The sequence below is a fragment of the Marinobacterium sedimentorum genome (genome assembly GCF_024267675.1).
In the GTDB taxonomy this organism is placed as follows: domain Bacteria; phylum Pseudomonadota; class Gammaproteobacteria; order Pseudomonadales; family Balneatricaceae; genus Marinobacterium_A; species Marinobacterium_A sedimentorum.
Window position 1 is genome coordinate 19,905 of record NZ_JALDYX010000027.1, and the last position, 19,346, is coordinate 39,250.

Genomic DNA, 19,346 nt, shown 5'->3' on the forward strand with positions numbered 1-19,346 from the left:
TTTGCTATAAAATAATCTGAAGTGTCAATGAGCAAACCGCAATAGACACATCCTTGTGTACTAATGAAGAGGCGGTATGAAAATCTAACCTAGATACGACCGAATTTCTCAAGTAACTCGGCTACTGTAGCCCCGGAAAGAATTTCTTTTCGGACTTTCTCTTCATTACTGGCGAGCTCTATAGCTGCTTCATAAACTGCCTCCAAATTCTCATATTTGACGACAGTTACTCCGATTTCATCGGCAACGATAAGATCACCAGGATTCACGATCTGGCCGCCACAAACTACTGGTACATTAATCTCGATAGGCGTGGTACGTCCAGACTCAGCCGAGTGTGCAGCTCGTGGTGACACAGAACGGGACGCGATGGGAAAATCAAGTAGCTTAGACTCATCGGTGTCCCTAGCTGAACCGTCGATTACAGCGCCTGCAACTCCAGCAGCTCTCGCTAGACCAGACATAAGTCCTCCCCAAATTGAGGTATTGGCAGTGCCATTAGCATCAATAACCACGACATCCCCTGGTTGAGCAATATCGAAGATGGGCAGACAATCTACGATATCTCCTGGGCTCAGCTTTACGGTTAGTGCTGTTCCAATAAATGGCTTATTTACACTCCTGAATTTTATTTCATGGTCCATAACCCCGTCTCGTTTCTGAGCATCGCTAAAAACTGCAGATGCACTCATCACTCCAACCATTTCACGACATTTTTTCACCAGGTTGTCATCAATTGATGGACGATTATTAATAATTTTACGATTGTATTCCATTTTTATACCTATTACTTTTCGATAGAGTTAATGAGTAGTTCAGCTCGATTCTTTATTTCGATAAAATCTAAAGTTTCATTTATTTTTGAATCAACCAGGCTGGCACCTATACCTAAAGCGAAAGCGCCGCTTTCAAGGTATTCAACAGCATTCAAGTGAGATATCCCACCTGTAGCTACAAGTTTTATAGTAGGGAAAATTTTTTTTAATGTGGAAATATACTTAGCACCCATACTATCAGCGGGGAATATTTTTATACAATGCGCACCAGAATTATGACCCCTCATGACTTCACTAGGAGTCATAGCCCCAGGAATAGAAACGAGGCCACTGCTAACAGAAAATTCAATAACCTTTTCGTCGGTATTTGGCGAAACAATAAATTCACCACCGACATCCTTGACCGCATTCACCTGGGTTAACGTTGTTACTGTTCCTGCACCAACAGTGACAATATCACCAAACTCCTCGCGAATAAGTCGGATAGATTTTATTGTATTTTCTAGCTCATCTTTGGATCGAAATGTTACTTCAAGTAAATTTACGCCACCTAAAACTAGATTTTCTGTTACACGAAGAACATTGTCAGCTTTAATTCCTCTCAATATCGCAAAGAATTTCTTTTTCTCAATGTCCGAAATAACTTTCTCGACAGAGCTCATAAATAATTCTCAATTAACAGGATTTATTGGATTGTTACCCAGTAATACTGCTTTCGCATTCTCGGCAGCTACTCGACGACACTCGGAAAACGCCTCAGATGATACGTATGCAACATGTGGTGTGATTAAACAGTTATCAAGACCAAAAAGTGGGTTTTGATCAGGAGACCAATTATCTAACTTTGCGGGTTCTTCCTCGGGATCATCCAATCCGGCCGCGAAAATCCCTCCGGAGCTTAAAGCATCAAACAAAGCTTTATTATCAATTAGCTTACCGCGAGCACCATTTATGAGAATAGAATCATTTTTCATTAACTGAAGTTCTTCTTGCCCTATAAGACGATCAGTTTCTGGTGTGTGAGGACACATCAGATTTACGACATCACTTGTTTCTAATAGCTCATGTAAAGTTACTTTTTCAACACCAAAAGTTCCAGCTAAAGATTTTGATACATAGGGATCAAAAGTAATGACCTTAAATCCAAACGCTTGGAGCTTTCGCGCTATATTTTGTGAAATTCGCCCAAAGCCAACAAGTCCCCAAACACAACTTCTAAAGCGCTTCGGAAGCACACAGCCGATATTCCAGTGCCAATTTCCACTTGCTGCAGCAGTGTTATACATCGGTACTTTTCGAAGAAGAGTAAAACCTAGAGCGATCGAGTGGTCCGCTACTTCATCGAGGCAATAATCAGGAACATTACTAACGGCCACACCAAATTCTTTACAAGCTTTCAGGTCAAGGATGTCGGTCCCAATACCATAACGACAAATTACCTTGCAGGATTTCAATTTAGAAATTGTATCACGGTCGATTTTTGCGTACTGCTGTAATATAGCGTCAGCATCATAAGCAAGGTCCCCTAGGCCTTCGCCACTTTTGCACTGGAGGCCAATAACTTGCGCCCCAATTGGCTCAAGAATACTGCGTTCAATTTCTAGATCAGGATAATCGTAATCACTGATGTAGACCTTAAATTTATAACCGGAGCTACTAGATTCCATATTTTCCTCGCAAATTAACAATACAACCGCGCACAAAGGATAGCTTCATCAGAATACCTGCATTTAACGGTGCTACAGAGAGCAATCCTGGAAGGTTGCTGGCAGCTGATATCTTAGATCTCATGCTAATAAAGTGGGCTTTGAAACGCAACATGATGGCAGAAAAAAAATCGAATGTTTTACATAAATGAACTTAACATATTGATAATTAATGTAAAAATATTACTTTTTTGTTTTGGTTTTCATGTCTTGAATCTAAGATTCTAGTGATGTATAGTTCTGTAATCGCAAGAAGAATAAGAGGGTGTTTGTATGATTTTGCTTTTAAGGTGGTTTGATAGAAATATCGAAGCGGCCGCTATAGCGATACTTTTATCACTGATAGTTGGATCGATACTTCTACAGATTTTCATGCGCTATGTTTTACAAGACTCATTTTCTTGGACAGAAGAGCTCACTCTTTGGCTCTTTGCCTGGTTCATCTGGATAGGAATTAGCTACGGATTTAAAACGCAGCAGCATATTAGTATTTCATTCTTTCAAAATTTATTTAGTGAAAAAATCGGGCGATTTATACAGTTAACCATCAACATGTTGATTCTGGTTTTTTTTGCCATACTGATTTATCAATGCGTAGATATGATTACTATGCCATACATTCTTAAACAGAAGTCCGTAGTGTTGCAGCTACCTATATCATATCTATATTCTTCTGCTCCTGTAGGAGCCACGTTGTGTTGTTTGCGAATTTTTCAAAATAGTAAAATTTTGTTAAACGATTTTAGTAAACCTAATCTGGCTAAGGTAGGGAACTCAAAATGAGTACTTATATCCTATTTTTTGTTCTAGCTTTTCTCTTGGTTTTTGGGGTGCCTATCGCACTTTGTCTCGGAATTGCTTCAATGGCGGTTCTTCTTTTTGTGGATGGTGCCCCTCCTTTAAATCTGCTTTCCAGATCAGTTGTTACGGGTGTCGACTCCTTTCCACTTGTAGCCGTTCCGCTTTTTATTCTGGCTGGCGATCTTATGCAGAAGGGCGGGCTATCAAAGAGAATTATTGGTTTTACTGCTTCTCTAGTCGGGCATATTAGGGCCTCACTCACATATATAAACGTATTGGCTTCAATGTTTTTTGCTGCTATATCGGGATCGGCCCCTGCGACAGTAGCAGCGATTGGATCAAACCTGATACCTGAAATGAAAAAAGAAGGGTATCCCAAGGATTTTAGTGCAGCTCTTACAGCTTCTGCTGGAATTATTGGTGTACTTATACCGCCTAGCATTCCCTTCATTATTTATGGAGTTACCGCAGAGGTCTCAATTGGTAAACTTTTTCTTGCTGGTGTAGTACCAGGGGTTTTTCTTGGGTTGATTTTTATGGTTTTGGCAAGAGTCATGTCGAGAAAGTTTTTACTTAATGAAAATAAAAAGGAAAGTTTTTCAGCTCAGAAAGTTATTTATTCATTTAGGGAGTCTTTTTGGGCGCTGTTAATCCCAGTGATAATTCTCGGAGGAATCTATGGTGGAATATTTACTCCGACTGAAGCTGGTGCTGTAGCGGTGCTTTACTCAGCTATCTGCGGGCTGTTCATTTATAAAGATATTAAGATTGGCGATTTTAAAGAGATTCTTATAAAAAGCTCCCTTACTGCTTCAACTGTATTAGTCCTTGTTGTTTTCTCTACAGCATTCGGTCGAATTATCACTATTGAACAGATTCCTAGCCAACTAGCAGAAATTATGCTTAGCCTGTCAGACAACCCTATTGTAATCCTGCTCTTTGTTAATGCGTTATTGCTCGTTGTTGGTATGTTTATGGAAACTATTTCATCTATAATTATTCTAACGCCAATACTTCTACCTGTGATGGTGACTTTAGGTGTTGATCCTATACTCTTCGGGGTAATCATGACCGTCAATCTTGCTATCGGATTTTGTACGCCCCCTCTAGGCGTTAATATATTCGTTGCAAGTCAGATATCAAACACACCTATTGAAACTATATCAAAGAGAATAATTCCATTTGTAATCTCAATGTTGATGGTTTTGATGCTTGTGACATTCGTCCCAAGTTTTTCACTGGCGCTTCCAAATCTAATAAATTAATAATATCGCACATGCCCCTATTTTAAAGTAGGGGTTTTGTTATTTTCTGTAAATTTTGATTGTATTTTAATTAATAAAATTATAGAACGCCATTGTGATATCTGATATTCTATGAGGGTAGTCTATCCTTAAATTGGCATATTTTTTTTAATAGTTGAATTTAATTGGCGTATAAGAATCATGACCACTTCAAAAGTCGAGAAGATAAAACGACCGAAATCATTAGCAGAAATAGTTACAGATCAGCTCAGAACGGAAATAATGGAAGGGAATCTAGAGTTAGGTAAGGCTCTCTCTGAAATAAAGCTAGCCGATAAATATGGTGTAAGCAAAACGCCTGTTCGGGAAGCTTTTTTTAGGTTGAAACAAGAGGGAATTGTAGACATTATTCCGCAGAAGGGAAGTTTTGTTTATTATCCAACTTCTGAAGAAGTTAGCCAGCTTTGCGACTTTAGGGCATATATTGAACCCCTTGCTTTTCGTGAGTCCTATGTATATGGGAATATAGAGTTCTTAGACCAGTTAGAGATTGTTGTTACAAAAATGCGTCGAGTTTTGGTACGTGAAGATTACGTTGAGTACTTAAGGTTGGATTCGCAGTTTCACCAAGCATTTTTTGACTATTGTAAAAATAGGCACCTGAAAGAATCATACATGCTAATCTCCGCAAAAGTTGCCGCGCTGCGAAGCCATATGTCTATGAATAAAGCTAAAGCAGAAGATTCCAATTCGCAGCATATTCAAATTGTAGACCTCCTGAATGATAAAAAAATAGATGAGGCTGTGCTTCTCCTAAAGAAACACATACTTGATATAAAAGATGCTTACGTTTCTTGTATCTAAAGATGTAAGGAGTAAGTGTTTCTATTTTGATACCTCCAGAACGAACACATCAATTAGCCCTATAATTTCTGGGGGTAGCGTTGCTTCGATTTTGCTTTTTAGTTCCCGGGCGCTTCTGATACCGTTTTTTTAAGCCGCGCAACTTTTTCGTCCGCGCCGCGCCTGGGTATCTCAGGCAAAAACCAGCACCAACCAAAGCGTCAGTGCCAGCATTGTCACCAGGCTGTCGCGGCATCGGATGTACTTAAGCCGAGCAAGACGCGGACTTTGGCGGCGCGCTGGCAGCCTCCGCCGTCGGCACCGCCATCACCCCCGCGTCAGTCAGTGCCTGGCATTGCGCTTCGTCATAGCCGGCCTGCAGCAGTATTTCAGGGCCGTGTTCGCCCAGTGCCGGCACCTGCGCCAGCCCCGGTTGCGGTACCGTATCGGCAAAACCGAACGGCAACCCGGGCACCTGAACCTCGCCACCGACGCCGTCCAGTACCGACTTGAAGATGCCGCAGGCACGCACATCAGCACTGGCCTGGACCTGGGCATAATCGCGCACTACGCCGACGACGACGCCGAAAGATTCCAGGCGTGCCCGCACTTCCTCACCGGCGAGTTCTCCGAGAGCGGCATGCAGGATGGCGATCAGCTCAGGACGGTGCTGTACCCGCTGGTTACTGCTGGCAAAGCGCGCATCGGTCGCCAATTCCGGCTGGCCAATGGCCGCACAAAGGCGCTTCCAGTGATCCTCCATATAGGCCGACAGCACGATGTAGCCGTCTTTGACTTCGATCAGGTCAGCCGCCGGCGCGACCAGTGGCTGGGCATTGCCGACCCGTTGCGGCAACCGATGGGAGCAGCCGTATTCTGCCCAGATCTGTGCCTGCAGCGCGATGGCAACCGACAGCAGCGAGGTTTCGATCGTGGCACCCTCGCCACGGCGGGCATGGCGGAAGAGTGCCGCCAGAATCGCATTGGCCGTCGCCGTCGCCGTCGCGGCATCCACCACGGCAAAACCGGTCTTGAGGGGCGATCCACCCGCTTCCCCCGTCAGTGACATCATGCCGCTTTCGGCCTGGGCGGCGATATCCAGCCCCGGTCTTGCGCTGGAGGGGCCGGCGGTGCCAAAACCCGAGATGGAGGCGTAGATCAGCGCCGGCTTTTCCTGGCGCAGGGTGGCAGCATCCAGCCCTATGGATGCCATCACACCGACGCGGGTATTCTGCACCACCACGTCCGCTCCCAACGCGAGCTTGCGGGCAACGGCAACACCTTGGGCGCAACGCAGATCCAGCGCGATGGAGCGCTTGCCGCGGTTATAGGCGATAAACATGCCGCTGCGTCCCTTGCTGGCGTCATTGACCCCGAAGCGACGACCGTTGTCGCCGTTGGGGCTTTCAATCTTGATGACATCGGCGCCAAGATCAGCAAGGATCTGGGTTGCCCCCGGGCCTGCTATAAATTGGCCGAATTCCACCACCCGGATACCGGCCAGCGGCCTGTTATCTTGTATTGTCTGCATGACTCGCCTCTTGCAATGTTGCTATGCCCTGTCAGGCACGCAGGCAGCCGCCATCGCAGGCCGCCTCGTACAGGGTGTTAATTCAGGTTTTTCGGTCAGCGGCCTTTTCGGGCAGCAGCCTTTTCGGTAAGTATCAGTGCCGGTATTGGCGCTTCTGACCGTCGTTAGTCGCCCGAGACCGGGTGACCATGGGTGCCGCTGCGCCGGCGGCCGCGCCACCAGCCATAGAGTGGCCAGAGCAGAAACAGTCCGGTCAGCAGGAACAGCACCGCCGCAATAGGACTGGCGCCAAAAGCCCAGAAATTGTCACCGGTCAAGATCATGCCCTGGCGCAGACTGCCTTCAATCATCGGGCTCAGCACGAAGCCGATAACGACCGGTGCCAGCGGGAACGCCAACCAGCGCAGAACAAATCCCGCCAGTCCGGCCAGCAGTACGATGCCCAGATCGAAGGCGCTGCTGTTAACCGAATAGGTGCCGACGGTCACCAGCACCACCACCGACGCCATCAAGAGCGGTTCGGGCAGTTTCAGCAGCCGGCTGAACGCGGGCGCCAGCAAGGCCCCCAGAACGAACATCGCCAGGTTGACGGCAATCAGCGCCAGGAACAGGTAGGTCACCAGGTCGCCGTTCTCACTGAACAGGCGTGGACCCGGCGTGATGTTCTGGATCGTCAGCGCCCCCAGCATCACCGCCGTCACCGGATCACCAGGAACCCCCAGGGACAGCGTCGGCACCAGGGCGCCGGCCGTGACCGCATTGTTGGCAGATTCCGACGCCACTATGCCGTCGGGCTCGCCGCGACCGAAGCCTTCCTTTCGTGGCGACGTGCGCTTGGCTTCGGCATAGCTGACCAGGGAGGCTGCCGTGGCACCGATACCCGGCAGCGTACCGATGCCGGTACCAATCAGGGAGGATTTGACCATCAGCCAGAACCGCAGCCGTAGTTCGCCAAAACCCGGCAACTCAAACCCGGCTTTCATGATGCTGGCGCCCCCGGGTTCGGCGGGGCCGGCAATACGCCAGAGCACTTCCGATACCGCGAACAGCCCCACCAGCAAGGGCACCAGGGAAATACCGGCGCTCAGCTCGAAAGAACCATAGTCAAAGCGCATGGCGCCGGTCACGGGATCCTGACCCACGGTCGCCAGAAAGAGGCCGAACAGGCCGGCCAGCAACCCCTTGAGCAGACTTTCCCGGGCCACCGAAACGATACAGCTCAGTGCAAACAGCCCCAGGGCAAAATACTCTATCGGGCCAAAACGCAAACCAAAGCGCGCCAGCGCAGGCGCCGCCACAATCAGGATGCCGCAGGCCAGAAGGCCACCGAAGGTAGAAGCGACCGTCGCCCAACCCAGGGCCAGGGCCGGACGGCCGCTACGGGCCATGGGATAGCCATCCAGCACCGTTGCCGCGGACTGCGGCGTGCCCGGTGTATTGATCAGGATGGCGGAAATGCTGCCACCGTAAACGGAACCGCAATAAGTGCCCAGCAGCAGGGCGATACTGGTGGTCTGATCCAGCATATAGGTAAAGGGCAGGATGACGGTGATGCCCAGTACCGAACCCAGGCCAGGCAAGGCCCCGACCAGGATTCCGAACAGGGTGCCCCCCATGACCGCCATCAGCGCTGCCGGCGTCGCCAGCATCATAAGCGCGGTAATTAAGCTATCCATAGGACCTCCTACAGGTTATCGACGTGCCAGTGCCGACCTTAAAAGGGCCAGTCCCGCAGCGGAATGTGCAGCAGCTGGGTGAACACCAGCCAGACCAGTGACGTGACGATCAGTGTCACCAATGCCACCTCAACGGGCTTGCGATGGCCCAGGCCCCAGCTCAGCGCCGGGATAAACAGCAGCGTTGCTGCCCAGTAGCCGACAAACCAGAAACCGGCCACGTAAAGGCAGATGGCCAGCAGGCCTGCGCCCATGCGTGCGGGTCTCACTCCCGCCGATACATTGCTGCTGCCGGTGCGGCTCAGCAGTGCCGAGGCGATCAGCCCCAGCCCGCAGATCATTGCCATTACCAGCAACAGCCAGGGATACCAGGCCGGATTCATGGCGATAGACGTCGCCATGCCATCCGTTTTCGGCAGGCCCGTGGTATAGAGCAGTGCCGCCAGTAGCAGCACTACTGCGCCTATCCAGAGGTCAATGAATCTTTTCATGGCCGCCACCCTTACTGGGCCAGGCCCAGCTTATTGATTAGCCGGGCATTGGTCGCCGACATTGTGTGCACATAGTCCTGGAAGGCCTCCGCGTCACGGTAAGCGACATTGGTCCCCAGCGATTTGAGCTGCGCCCTGAAGGCTTCGCTAACGGCCACCGTATGACAGGCCTCTGCCAGGCGGGCCTTGTGTTCCGGCGCCAGCCCCCTGGGCGCAATCAGGCCACCCCACAGATCGGCGTTCAGCTCATAGCCCTGCTCGGTGGCGGTAGCCAGATCCGGCAGTCCCTCGATACGGCTATCGGCAAATGCAGCGACCGCGGGCAGCTCTTTCTCAGACACTACGGTTCCCGTTGCCAGGTAGAGATCGATATGCCCGCCCATCAGCGCCGTGACACCCGGCGCGTCACCCGTAAAGGGCACATGGCGCAGCTGCAGATCAAGCACATCCAGTAACTGTTCCATTGCCAGATGCGGCAATGTGCCCGGCCCCGGTGTGCCATAGGACAGTTCACCGGGATGCGCCCGGGCATAGTCGACCACCTCATTCAGCGTCCTGAACGGCGAATCCGGTTTGGTCGCCAGCACCAGCGGGCTGCTGAACAGCTGGCAGATGTAGTCAAACGAATCCGCATCATAGGGCAGTCGACGCAGGTTTGGCTGGTTCACCAGCGGCGCCGCCGGTACCACCGCAACGGTGTAGCCATCGGCCTTGGACTTGGCAATCTGCGCCATACCGATGGTGCCGGCTCCGCCCTGCTTGTTGGTAACGACGACATTGGCCCCCAGCACCTCGCCCAGCTGCCTTGCGGTGGCCCGGCCCAGGGTGTCGGTCACGCCGCCGGCTGGAAAGGGGATGACCATGGTCATCGGTCTTGAGGGGTAGCTCTCGGCCTGGGCCAGTGTCGCGGTGGCGCTCAGCACCAACCCGGCGATCAGCGTGCGAAGGCTTCGTTTGAAGGTTGTATTGATCATTGGATCACTCCGATATTGTTGTTATGGGATTATCTATCCTGGCCGGGGGCTTGATGGCTCCCGGCACTGCACAGCCCCTGCAACCGCCGGGGCTAGATGTACTCAGGCGGCGCTGCTTGCTTCGGCGCTGCGCAAAAGATGTTTGGCAATATTGATCTGATGCATCTGACTGGTTCCCTCGTAGAGGCGAAACAGCCGGACATCGCGATACAGACGCTCGATGCAGCTGTAGTTGGCGACATAACCGGACCCACCAAATACCTGCACCGCCCGATCCGCCACGCGCCCGCACATTTCCGATGCGAAGTATTTGCAGATTGACGCCTCCTTGGAGACATCCTCGCCGCGGTCACGCTTGCGCGCTGTTTCAAGGATCAGTGCCCGCGCCGCCTGGATTTCGGTTTCGCTGTCGGCAAGCATGGCCTGCACCAGTTGAAAGTCCGCCAGGCGTTCACCGAACTGGCGCCTTTGCACGGCGTGCGTGATCGCCTCATCCAGCATGCGGATGGCTGGCCCGGTGCACAGTGCCGCCAGATGAAGACGCTGCTTGTTCAGCACCTTCATGGCGGTACGAAAGCCCTGACCTTCAACATCACCGATCAGGTTGGCCGCCGGTACCCTGCAGTTTTCAAAATAGACCTCGGAGACTGGCGATCCGGCCTGGCCCATCATCTGGTAGGGCTCGCCCGTGCTCAGCCCGGGTGTACCGCGCTCCACCAGAAAGGCACTGATGCCCCGGTGACTCGGATCATTCGGGTTGGTGCGGGCAAGCACCGTAAACAGGTCGGCAATGGGTGCATTGGTAATAAAGCACTTGGCCCCGTTGAGCACGTAACTGTCGCCATCGCGAACAGCCGAAGTCTGCAATGCCGTGGCGTCGGACCCGGCTTCCTTTTCGGTCAGCGCAAAACAGCCGGTCCATTCGCCCGATGCCAGTTTCGGCAGATAGGCGCTCTTTTGCGCCTCGGTGCCATCGGCGACCAGTGCTTCTGAACCGATGCCGGTGTTGGTGCCGACCCTTGCCCGGAAAGCCACCGAACACTGTGACAATTCCAGTGCCGCCTGTATCAGCTCCTCGGTGGTCAGCCCGCGACCGCCATAGGCCGCTGGAATACTCCAGCCAAAAAAACCACGCCGGCGCATGTCCTCGACGAGTTCCGCCGGTATCGCAGCATCGCGCGCCACCCGATCTTCGTTGGGAATCGCCACAGTGCGCACCCAGTCACGTACATCGGCAAGCAAGTCCTGCTGACGCTGTTCATCACAAATCATGGTTGTCTCCTCTGAACTTTGACGCATGGCTAACTGCCGGCATCAGCCCGATAACCGGCATCGGCCAGAGTGCGACGCAACTGCGTTGCCATCTTTTCCAACTGCGCACGGTCGGTACGAAACGCCGGCAAAACGATACTGATGGCGGCTACAAGCTGCCCCTGGGGCCCGCAAATGGGTACTGCAACACCGGCGGCGCCCTCGACGCGTTCACCCATGCTAATGGCGTAGCCATCGTGACGAATTCGGTTGAGCATCGGTTGGATGCTGCTCGCCTCAGGCACGTAATCCGTATTGGGCACCAGGTCGGCCTGATCCAGATAGCGGCGGGCATCGGCTGCCGGCATGTAGGCCAGCGCAACCTTGCCCGCTGCACCGAGGTATAACGGGAAAGAACTGCCGACGCCCAGGACGTAACGAATGGGCTGGGGGCTTGGCAGCGACACCACCACCGTCTGGCGCTCGCCACTGATACGATAAAGCAGGACCGTCTCGCGGGTTTCGCGCCGCAGGGTTTCCATCAACGGTTGCAGATTCGCTGCCAGATCGTCCTGTGCGATCAGCGGTGACGCCAGCGCCAGGCAGCCATGGGCCAAACGCCAGTAGCCATCGCGCGATTCCTCGATCACGCCCTCGCTGCACAGTGCCTGCAGCTGACCTGCCAGATCCAGCGCCTGACAGCCAGACTGACTGGCCAGTTCAACCGTCGACAGACTCCCAGGGTAAATATCGCCCAGGGTTCGCAGGGTCACGACGGCACGCAGTACTGCGGCACTGTCATCCTGCGGCTGCATCAGGGCGCCATAGGTCTTGCCGGTCAGGTCCTGACGAATCTGTCCGCAGGCCTCCAGGGTTTTCAGAATGCGAAAAATGACCGTGGTCGGCTCACCGAGTTGACGGGACAGCTCCGACAGCGTCATGCCCGCCGATGCGGACTTCAGCAAGGCCAGTACTTCCAGTCCGCGTCCGAGTGTCTTGAGCTGATAGTTGTCTTTGTTGGTCATATTGTTGTCCTCTGAACGTGATCTTCCCTCTGGCGCCAAATGGGGTCAAAGGTGTTTTTCCGATTTTTGTAAATTTTTCCTATTATAGGAAAAATAGGTGATTTACACCCCGATCAAGACGCCTTCTGCGCGATTCAGCGGTATCCGGATCCCGGGTATTCAGATCGAACTAGCTCAAGCGAGGAGGGCAGAACGAGGGGGAGTCCGACAGGCGGGCCGGGTTCCTGCGCCGGCATTCGGTACCCGGCGATGCATCAGCACCACAGGCGCACATCAGCATCTGGCGGCAAGTCTGTTCCGGAGCATGAACGCTTAGAAGCGTGATGGGGACACTGATGGCGTATAAGGTTTACAAGGGGAAGTGACGCGGTCTGCTGAATTGGAACCTGCGCGGCTTGGCAAGCCTGTGAATGGCCCGCTTTTTAAGGGCAGCCTTTTGAGCGGTGAAGCATAACGGAGCCCGGGCGGGCTCCATTTGAGGGCGCCGTTGGATGGTTAGACGGCGATTGCGGCCTGCATGGCGGAGCGCAGGGCCCCTTCGATGTAGGCGACGTCGTTGCCGTCACCGATATTGACCACCGCTACTCCGCTGGCCGCGAGGCGGTCGGCGAGGTCGTGGTTGGTTTCGGCACCGGTGGCCAGCACCACCGAGTCGGCGGCCACCTCGTGGCTGTTGCCCTCGGCGTCCGTGTAACGGACGCTCTTTTTGCCAATGTCCGTGATGCGGGCATTTTTCTCGATCGCGACGCTGTGCTCCCCAAGATTATGCAGCACCCGCCAGCGGCGCACGATCGCAAGCTCCGCACCCAGGTCCGGACCCGGTTCCAGCACCTGCACTTCACGGCCGCGCTCGACCAGAAACTCCGCCAGCTCCAGCCCCACCAGACCACCGCCGATGATGGTGACCTTCTTGCCCAGTGGCATCCACAGCTTGGACAGGCTCTGGATGGCTTCAGTGCTGTTGGTGGCGCCGACCAGCGAGCCGGACTTCATCATCAGGCGCTGGGTAACGCTGAGCTTCTGTTTGGCGATATCGGCGCCTTCACCGGTCATCAGCAGGCGCAGCTCGTCGCCGGACCAGACGTGTTTCTGGTCGGCACCCGGGAGGTCGGGCTTGCTGCGCCGTGCGCCGACCGCGAGGATCACCTGGTCGGGCTTGAGTGTATCGATCAGGGCCGCATCGGCGTCGGTCTTGAGGCGTACCTCGATCGGCAGTTCCCGCACCTGCTTGATCAGGTAGTCGAGCAGCGGGCCGTTTTCGGGGTAGGCGAGGGCGGCGAAAAACAGCGTACCGCCCAGGCGCGCACTGCGCTCGACCAGGGTGACCCTGTGGCCGCGCAGGGCACTGATGCGTGCCGCTTCCAGGCCCGCCGGGCCGCCACCGATCACCAGCACATGGCGCGGCCGGTCCGAGGTGATGATCCGCAGTTCGGACTCATGGCCGGTCTGGGGGTTCACGGCGCATTTCACGCGCTCGTTGATGAAGATCTGGCTGACGCAGGCGTAGCAGTAGATGCAGGGGCGCACATCGGTGGCGCGGTTTTCCATCAGCTTGTTGGGCAGTTCCGGGTCTGCCAGCAGCTTGCGGCCCATGGCGACGAAGTCGCACTTGCCGTCGCGGATCGCCTTGTCGGCAATGTCCGGGTCCAGCCGGCCTGCGCTGGTAACCGGGATGTCCAGGTGCTTGCGAAAATGCGCCGCCCAGTCGAGAAAGCCGGCCGGCTTGTGGACGATGGGCGCTTCGGTGAAGGCGTCACCGCTGGTGATATTGGCGTAGGCGGACACGCTGACGGCATCGATACCCGCCTGCTGGGCCAGCTGTGCGGTGCGGGTGGCATCTTCCAGGCAGATGCCGCCGGGCAGTTTCAGTTCCAGCGCATCGAGGCGCAGCCAGACCGGGAAGTCCCGGCCCACCCGCTCGCGTATCGCCTGGATGACCTCCAGCAGAATGCGGGCGCGGTTTTCCAGCGGGCCGCCGTATTCGTCGTCACGCTGGTTGTAGTAGGGCGACAGGAAGCCGGCGAGGATGTAGGTGTGGCCGGCGTGAATCTCGACGCCATCGAATCCGGCGCGCTGGGCGCGCTCGGCGGCGGCGGCGAACCATTCGATCATCTGTTCGATGTCTGCCTTGTCCATCACGCGGATGCGCACGCCGCTTTTTTCGCGCCCCTTGGAGGAGCTGATAAAGCGCCCGAGCTCGGACTGAGTCAGTGATGCGAACAGGTCGGTCTTGACCGCTGGCGGCATCGACGGCACCCAGAGCTCGCGCCCCTCGGCGAGATCGCGCACCGAGGTCTTGCCGGCGTGCTGCAGCTGGATGGCGATTTTGGCGCCGTGCCTGTGAACGCGGTCGGTGAGCTGCTTGAGGCCGGGGATGAAGTCATCGGATGAAATACCGACCTGGTAGGGCTCGGCGGTACCGGCGGGGTAGGCGATGGAGCCGACCCCCATGGTCAGCAAACCGGCACCGCCTTTGGCGCGGGCTTCGTAGAACGCCTGGATACGCTCGCCGCACTGGCCGTCGGCTTCGGCAAAGTTGGAGCCCATTGGCGCCATCAGTATGCGGTTGCGCAGTTCCAGCGAGCCGATACGCCCCGGTGAAAGAAGATGTGGATAGGCTGCCATAGGGCATGTCTCCTGAGTCTGGTCAGAGTATGAGGCCTTAGAGCCTGTTTACAATCGATAGGCAATAGATCGTAAACAGGCTCTTAGCCCCGCTGCAGAAAGTCGAGGCAGCTGCGGTTGAACAGATCGGTGTGCTCGACCTGCACCCAGTGGCCGCAGCGGTTCAGCATCAGGAAGCGGGCCTGGGGCGCATGCTGCAGAAACTTGAACATGCCGGCCGGCGGGTTGAAGCGGTCGTTGCTGCCCCAGAAACCGAGAATCGGGCAGCGCAGTTCGCCCAGGCGCTCGGTCATGTTGGGCACCAGCATGGTGGAAAAGAGGTTGGCAGGCTGGGTGGCCGCCACGGCGGCGCGTTCGGCCAGCAGGCTGTCCTGGAGCTGGGAGGCATCAAACAGCTGCAGCTGCATGATCTGGCGCATCTCCTCAACGCCCATCGGGCCCTGGCTGTAAACCTCAACCATGCGCTTGATGCCTTCCATCTGGAAGTAGGTTTCGCGTTCCTCAACGCCACCCGGCGCCATCAGGATCAGCCGCTCGACGGTATCGGGATAGGCCAGCGCCTGCCCCAGCGCAATGGCGCCGCCCAGCGAGTTGCCCAGCAGGGTGCAGCGCTCGATACCGGTGGTCTCGAGGAACTGGTTCAGGCATTCGACAAAGAACTCGAGGCGGTACTCGATATCATCGGGCTTGTCCGAGCGGCCGAAGCCCGGCAGGTCGAGGATGATGTTGCGATAGCCGGCCTCGACAAATGCCGGGTAGTTGGTCTTGAAGTTGCTGTATCCACTGGCGCCCGGGCCACTGCCGTGCAGCCAGATCACCACCGGGCCTGTGCCCTCATCCAGATAATGCAGCCGTATGCCGTTGTTCAGATCGGCGTACTGGCCGACCGGGAGTGACAGGTCCTGCTGATTCATTTTCTTCTCCTTGTTCTGGGTGCTGGATTCTGGGTGCTGGATGGCCGCGCCCGACCGGGCCGCCACCATGACATGATCTCGCATGAATCCTCCTATTCCAGGCCGCCAGGAGCATCGTCCGTTCAGACCAGAGCTCAGTATTAGTCTTGATGGACGATGCCGGCCTTGCGTGGCTCATCGAAGATGGTCACACAACAAAAACCGGACAGCCTGCGCGCCAGGCACGGGAGGGTTAGAAATGAAACATCAGGACCAGGTTGTATTTGTCACCGGTGCAGGGCAGGGCATGGGGCGCGCCGTCGTGCAGTGCTTTGCCGCCCGGGGCGCCAAAGTTGTGGCGGTGGATATCAACCAGGCAGCGGCGCAGGCCACCGCAGAGTCGGCTGAGGGCGAAGTGATCGCCATCGGCTGCGACATCGCCAACAGCGAATCGGTCCGGGGGGCCATGGCGCAGGTGAAGGAGGTCTTCGGGCGTCTGGATGTGCTGATCAACAATGCCGGCATCGGCTCTGTAGACGCCTTCCTGGATACGCCGGACGAGAACTGGGCCCGCGTCATCAACGTCAACCTGACCGGCACTTTCCTGTGCTGTCGCGAGGGTGCGCGTCTGATGAAGGAAAACGGCGGCGGGGTGGTGATCAATGTGTCCAGCTCCGCCGTGTACTCCGGGGAAGGGCCCAGTCATTACGTGGCGTCCAAGGCAGGCGTGATGGGCCTGACCCGCAGCATGGCCCGCGAGCTGGCGCCCGAGGGCATCCGCGTCAACACCTTGGTGCCGGGGCCGACGAACACGCCGATGATGGCGGGTATCCCGGACGACTGGATGGGGCAGATGATCAAGGCCATTCCGCTGGGCCGTATGTGCGAGCCCGAAGAGGTGGCCCGCGTCGCCTCCTTCCTCGCCAGCGAGGATGCCGGTTTCATCACCGGCCAGAACATTGCCGTGAATGGCGGCATGGTCTTTGTCTGAGGTGCATATGGCTGAATTAACACTGGAACAGCGCATCGACCGCCTGGAGTCGACCGACGCCATCCGCCAGCTGGCGGGCAAGTACTCGCTGTCGCTGGATATGCGCGATCTGGACGCCCACGTCGGCCTGTTCGCGCCGGATATCCGCGTCGGCCGTGACAAGGTCGGCCGCGAGCACCTCAAGGTCTGGGCCGATAGCACGCTGCGCGATCAGTTCACCGGCACCTCGCACCATCTGGGCCAGCACATCATCGAATTTGTCGACCCGGACCATGCGATTGGCGTCGTCTACTCCAAGAACGAGCATGAAACCGGTGCCGAGTGGGTGATCATGCAGATGCTGTACTGGGACGACTATGAGCGCATAGACGGCCGCTGGTACTTCCGGCGCCGTCTGCCGTGCTACTGGTACGCGACGGATCTGAACAAGCCCCCCATCGGCGACATGAAGATGCGCTGGCCGGGCCGCGAGCCCTATGAGGGCACCTTCCACGGCCTGTTCCCATCCTGGAAATCCTTCTGGAACCATCGTCCCGATCCGTCCGTGCTGCCCGAAGTGGCGGCGCCGACGCCTATCGATCAGTTTCTCGTCACCATGCGCGGTGACACGCCGGCCCCCAGGATACGGGTGCGCTGAGTGTCTGCGACAACTCAACCGAAAGATAAGGAATGAGCGCATGAGTTCACAATTGTCCACTTCGCCGCAGGTCGCGGTCACGCGCGAGGAAACCCAGCGTCGGCTGGACCTGCGTGCCCGGGCGGCGGGGCTGATCAAGCCTCTGGATCACTACACCCTGGCCGACCGGCTGGAAGAAAAGGCCGCCAGCCAGGGCGGGCATACCTTTCTGATTTACGGCGATCAGCGTTTGAGCTACGCCGAGGTTGATGCGCGCGCCAATCAGGTGGCGCACGCCGCACTGGCGTCGGGTCTCAAGGCGGGTGATGTCTGTGGCCTCGCCATGGAGAACCGGCCGGCATTTTTCCATACCTGGTTCGGCCTGACCAAGATCGGTGTGGTGGTTGCCTTTATCAACACCCAGGTCAGTGGCCGAGCGCTTGAGCACGCCATCGAAGCGACCAGGGCCCGGGCAGTGATCGTGGGTGAAGAGTGTGCGCACAACTTTGCCCAGACCCAGGGCCTGACGGTTCCTCTGTGGCTTATGGCCGATGCCGAAAATCCGGCACAGGCGCAGGACCTTGGCTGTCTCGACAGTTGTTTTGCCGAACAGCTCGAACAGGCGCCGCGCACGGCGTTGGGCCCCGGTCTGCGCGCAGGCATTACCGCGGAAGCGCCGACCCTGCTGATCTTTACATCGGGCACCACCGGTTTGCCCAAGGCGGCGATCTACAGCCACATGCGCTGGCTGTGCTCGGGCGATGTCATGGAGGTGACCATCGGCGCCACGGCGGATGATGTGTTCTACTGCTGCCTGCCGCTATACCACGGTGCAGCCGCCACCTCGGTAACATCGACCGCCCTGAAGGCGGGGGCGGCTATTCTGATTCGGCGCAAGTTCAGTGTCAGCCGCTTCTGGCAGGATGTCGGGACTCATGGCGTGACCGTCTGCCAGTATATCGGCGAGATTTGCCGCTATCTGCTGAACCAGGATGGTGACCCCGGCGCGCACCGGCTGCGCTGTATGATGGGCGCAGGCCTGACGGCCGAATCCTGGCGTCGCTGGGTCGAACGTTTTGGCGAAATGGAAATCTACGAGGGGTGGGGCTCCACCGAGGCCAATACCAACCTGATCAATGTTGATAACCATATCGGCTCCTGCGGCCGGGTGCCGGACTGGAGCAGGACCAACTTCCGCCTGATCCGCTACGATGTCGAATCCGATACCCATCTGCGCGATGCACAGGGGCGCAGCATTCAGTGTGGCCCGGGCGAGGTCGGTGAGGGCATCGGCATGATCATCAATCATCCCGAGATCGGTGGCGGACGTTTCGAGGGCTATACCTCGAAGGAGGCATCCGAGCAGAAAATCCTGCGTGATGTGTTCGTTAAGGGTGATGCCTACTGGCGCTCCGGTGACCTGCTGCGCTACGACGACGAGGGTTACTTCTACTTTGTCGACCGTATCGGGGATACCTTCCGCTGGAAAAGCGAAAACGTCTCGACCCAGGAGGTGGCCAATGCGCTGGCGGACTACAGCGGTGCCGAGCTGATCAATATCTACGGCGTGCAGGTGCCCCGGCACGAGGGGCGGGCCGGCATGGCCGCGATCGTGATGCAGCCGGGGCACTGTTTCGACCCCGATGCCTTCTACGCTTTAACCGATGAGCGGGTACCGCGTTATGCCGCGCCGCTGTTCGTGCGGGTCAGTGCCGCGGCTGACATGACCTCCACCTTCAAGCTGCGCAAGGTGGATCTGCAGCGCCAGGGCTATGATCCGGTGAACTGCGCCGATCCGCTCTTTGTGCGTGACGACAGGGTCGCTAGCTACAGGCCCTATTCAGCCGAGGTACTGGCTGAGGCTGGGCTGCCGCCTTTTGAGTATCAGTGATAGTGACCGGGG

General features: G+C 55.8%; 17 protein-coding genes. 6 read left to right on the forward strand and 11 right to left on the reverse strand.

Annotated elements, in window-relative coordinates:
* Positions 1-89: 89 nt before the first annotated feature.
* From MRS74_RS18225 to MRS74_RS18235, 3 genes are read right to left on the reverse strand one after another with little or no spacing between them, the layout of a single operon-like run.
* On the reverse strand, positions 90-776 hold the full coding sequence (locus MRS74_RS18225) for an RraA family protein (protein ID WP_254581706.1): 687 nt from the start codon (positions 774-776) through the stop codon (positions 90-92).
* A gap of 11 nt (positions 777-787) precedes the next feature.
* Positions 788-1,438, reverse strand: coding sequence for a bifunctional 4-hydroxy-2-oxoglutarate aldolase/2-dehydro-3-deoxy-phosphogluconate aldolase (locus MRS74_RS18230; protein WP_254581707.1), 651 nt, complete (start codon positions 1,436-1,438; stop codon positions 788-790).
* A gap of 9 nt (positions 1,439-1,447) precedes the next feature.
* Positions 1,448-2,443 carry a C-terminal binding protein gene (locus tag MRS74_RS18235; protein ID WP_254581708.1) on the reverse strand — a complete coding sequence of 332 codons (996 nt, stop codon included), beginning with the start codon at positions 2,441-2,443 and terminating at the stop codon, positions 1,448-1,450.
* Positions 2,444-2,755: 312 nt separating this feature from the next.
* On the opposite strand from MRS74_RS18235, the gene MRS74_RS24255 reads away from it, so the two are divergent.
* The 3 genes from MRS74_RS24255 to MRS74_RS18245 all read left to right on the forward strand — a co-directional run bounded on the left by MRS74_RS24255 (position 2,756) and on the right by MRS74_RS18245 (position 5,391).
* Positions 2,756-3,265, forward strand: coding sequence for a TRAP transporter small permease (locus MRS74_RS24255; protein WP_368671297.1), 510 nt, complete (start codon positions 2,756-2,758; stop codon positions 3,263-3,265).
* Positions 3,262-4,548 (forward strand): TRAP transporter large permease, encoded by a 1,287-nt coding sequence (locus tag MRS74_RS18240; RefSeq protein ID WP_254581709.1) that lies wholly within the window; start codon positions 3,262-3,264, stop codon positions 4,546-4,548. Before MRS74_RS24255 ends, MRS74_RS18240 begins: the two co-directional genes overlap by 4 nt.
* Positions 4,549-4,728: 180 nt before the next feature.
* Positions 4,729-5,391, forward strand: a complete 663-nt coding sequence (locus tag MRS74_RS18245) for a GntR family transcriptional regulator (protein ID WP_254581710.1) — start codon at positions 4,729-4,731, stop codon at positions 5,389-5,391.
* Between the two features lie 244 nt (positions 5,392-5,635).
* On the opposite strand, the gene MRS74_RS18250 is transcribed toward MRS74_RS18245, so the two are convergent.
* From MRS74_RS18250 to MRS74_RS18285, 8 genes are all read right to left on the reverse strand, one after another.
* Entirely contained in the window at positions 5,636-6,901 is a 1,266-nt protein-coding gene (locus tag MRS74_RS18250) for a CaiB/BaiF CoA transferase family protein (RefSeq protein WP_254581711.1), read from the reverse strand.
* Between the two features lie 164 nt (positions 6,902-7,065).
* The gene (locus tag MRS74_RS18255; RefSeq protein WP_254581712.1) at positions 7,066-8,577 is read right to left on the reverse strand and encodes a tripartite tricarboxylate transporter permease; all 1,512 of its coding nucleotides are present in this window, start codon (positions 8,575-8,577) and stop codon (positions 7,066-7,068) included.
* A 38-nt stretch (positions 8,578-8,615) separates the two neighbouring features.
* A complete protein-coding gene (locus MRS74_RS18260) occupies positions 8,616-9,068 on the reverse strand; it encodes a tripartite tricarboxylate transporter TctB family protein (RefSeq protein WP_254581713.1) in 453 nt (150 codons plus the stop codon).
* 11 nt (positions 9,069-9,079) lie between these two features.
* Entirely contained in the window at positions 9,080-10,042 is a 963-nt protein-coding gene (locus tag MRS74_RS18265; protein WP_254581714.1) for a Bug family tripartite tricarboxylate transporter substrate binding protein, read from the reverse strand.
* Positions 10,043-10,144: 102 nt separating this feature from the next.
* Positions 10,145-11,314 carry an acyl-CoA dehydrogenase family protein gene (locus tag MRS74_RS18270; protein ID WP_254581715.1) on the reverse strand — a complete coding sequence of 390 codons (1,170 nt, stop codon included), beginning with the start codon at positions 11,312-11,314 and terminating at the stop codon, positions 10,145-10,147.
* Positions 11,315-11,343: 29 nt separating this feature from the next.
* The gene (locus tag MRS74_RS18275) at positions 11,344-12,318 is read right to left on the reverse strand and encodes an IclR family transcriptional regulator domain-containing protein (RefSeq protein WP_254581716.1); all 975 of its coding nucleotides are present in this window, start codon (positions 12,316-12,318) and stop codon (positions 11,344-11,346) included.
* Between the two features lie 495 nt (positions 12,319-12,813).
* On the reverse strand, positions 12,814-14,943 hold the full coding sequence (locus MRS74_RS18280; protein ID WP_254581717.1) for an oxidoreductase: 2,130 nt from the start codon (positions 14,941-14,943) through the stop codon (positions 12,814-12,816).
* 83 nt (positions 14,944-15,026) lie between these two features.
* Positions 15,027-15,941 (reverse strand): alpha/beta fold hydrolase, encoded by a 915-nt coding sequence (locus MRS74_RS18285; protein ID WP_254581718.1) that lies wholly within the window; start codon positions 15,939-15,941, stop codon positions 15,027-15,029.
* A 154-nt stretch (positions 15,942-16,095) separates the two neighbouring features.
* On the opposite strand from MRS74_RS18285, the gene MRS74_RS18290 reads away from it, so the two are divergent.
* From MRS74_RS18290 to MRS74_RS18300, 3 genes are read left to right on the forward strand one after another with little or no spacing between them, the layout of a single operon-like run.
* Positions 16,096-16,827: an SDR family NAD(P)-dependent oxidoreductase gene (locus MRS74_RS18290; protein WP_254581719.1), complete on the forward strand. Its 732-nt coding sequence runs from the start codon at positions 16,096-16,098 to the stop codon at positions 16,825-16,827.
* A 7-nt stretch (positions 16,828-16,834) separates the two neighbouring features.
* The gene (locus tag MRS74_RS18295) at positions 16,835-17,464 is read left to right on the forward strand and encodes a nuclear transport factor 2 family protein (protein WP_254581720.1); all 630 of its coding nucleotides are present in this window, start codon (positions 16,835-16,837) and stop codon (positions 17,462-17,464) included.
* 40 nt (positions 17,465-17,504) lie between these two features.
* The gene (locus MRS74_RS18300; RefSeq protein WP_254581721.1) at positions 17,505-19,334 is read left to right on the forward strand and encodes a long-chain-acyl-CoA synthetase; all 1,830 of its coding nucleotides are present in this window, start codon (positions 17,505-17,507) and stop codon (positions 19,332-19,334) included.
* Positions 19,335-19,346: the final 12 nt, after the last annotated feature.

What these genes read in the sequence shown, in the direction of transcription:
- MRS74_RS18255 (WP_254581712.1), bottom strand. Translation starts at nt 8,577, where the DNA reads ATGGATAGCTTAATTACCGCGCTTATGATGCTGGCGACGCCGGCAGCG.
- MRS74_RS18290 (WP_254581719.1), top strand. Translation starts at nt 16,096, where the DNA reads ATGAAACATCAGGACCAGGTTGTATTTGTCACCGGTGCAGGGCAGGGC.
- MRS74_RS24255 (WP_368671297.1), top strand. Translation starts at nt 2,756, where the DNA reads ATGATTTTGCTTTTAAGGTGGTTTGATAGAAATATCGAAGCGGCCGCT.
- MRS74_RS18275 (WP_254581716.1), bottom strand. Translation starts at nt 12,318, where the DNA reads ATGACCAACAAAGACAACTATCAGCTCAAGACACTCGGACGCGGACTG.
- MRS74_RS18250 (WP_254581711.1), bottom strand. Translation starts at nt 6,901, where the DNA reads ATGCAGACAATACAAGATAACAGGCCGCTGGCCGGTATCCGGGTGGTG.
- MRS74_RS18260 (WP_254581713.1), bottom strand. Translation starts at nt 9,068, where the DNA reads ATGAAAAGATTCATTGACCTCTGGATAGGCGCAGTAGTGCTGCTACTG.
- MRS74_RS18295 (WP_254581720.1), top strand. Translation starts at nt 16,835, where the DNA reads ATGGCTGAATTAACACTGGAACAGCGCATCGACCGCCTGGAGTCGACC.
- MRS74_RS18230 (WP_254581707.1), bottom strand. Translation starts at nt 1,438, where the DNA reads ATGAGCTCTGTCGAGAAAGTTATTTCGGACATTGAGAAAAAGAAATTC.
- MRS74_RS18235 (WP_254581708.1), bottom strand. Translation starts at nt 2,443, where the DNA reads ATGGAATCTAGTAGCTCCGGTTATAAATTTAAGGTCTACATCAGTGAT.
- MRS74_RS18265 (WP_254581714.1), bottom strand. Translation starts at nt 10,042, where the DNA reads ATGATCAATACAACCTTCAAACGAAGCCTTCGCACGCTGATCGCCGGG.
- MRS74_RS18270 (WP_254581715.1), bottom strand. Translation starts at nt 11,314, where the DNA reads ATGATTTGTGATGAACAGCGTCAGCAGGACTTGCTTGCCGATGTACGT.
- MRS74_RS18285 (WP_254581718.1), bottom strand. Translation starts at nt 15,941, where the DNA reads ATGCGAGATCATGTCATGGTGGCGGCCCGGTCGGGCGCGGCCATCCAG.
- MRS74_RS18240 (WP_254581709.1), top strand. Translation starts at nt 3,262, where the DNA reads ATGAGTACTTATATCCTATTTTTTGTTCTAGCTTTTCTCTTGGTTTTT.
- MRS74_RS18300 (WP_254581721.1), top strand. Translation starts at nt 17,505, where the DNA reads ATGAGTTCACAATTGTCCACTTCGCCGCAGGTCGCGGTCACGCGCGAG.
- MRS74_RS18280 (WP_254581717.1), bottom strand. Translation starts at nt 14,943, where the DNA reads ATGGCAGCCTATCCACATCTTCTTTCACCGGGGCGTATCGGCTCGCTG.
- MRS74_RS18225 (WP_254581706.1), bottom strand. Translation starts at nt 776, where the DNA reads ATGGAATACAATCGTAAAATTATTAATAATCGTCCATCAATTGATGAC.
- MRS74_RS18245 (WP_254581710.1), top strand. Translation starts at nt 4,729, where the DNA reads ATGACCACTTCAAAAGTCGAGAAGATAAAACGACCGAAATCATTAGCA.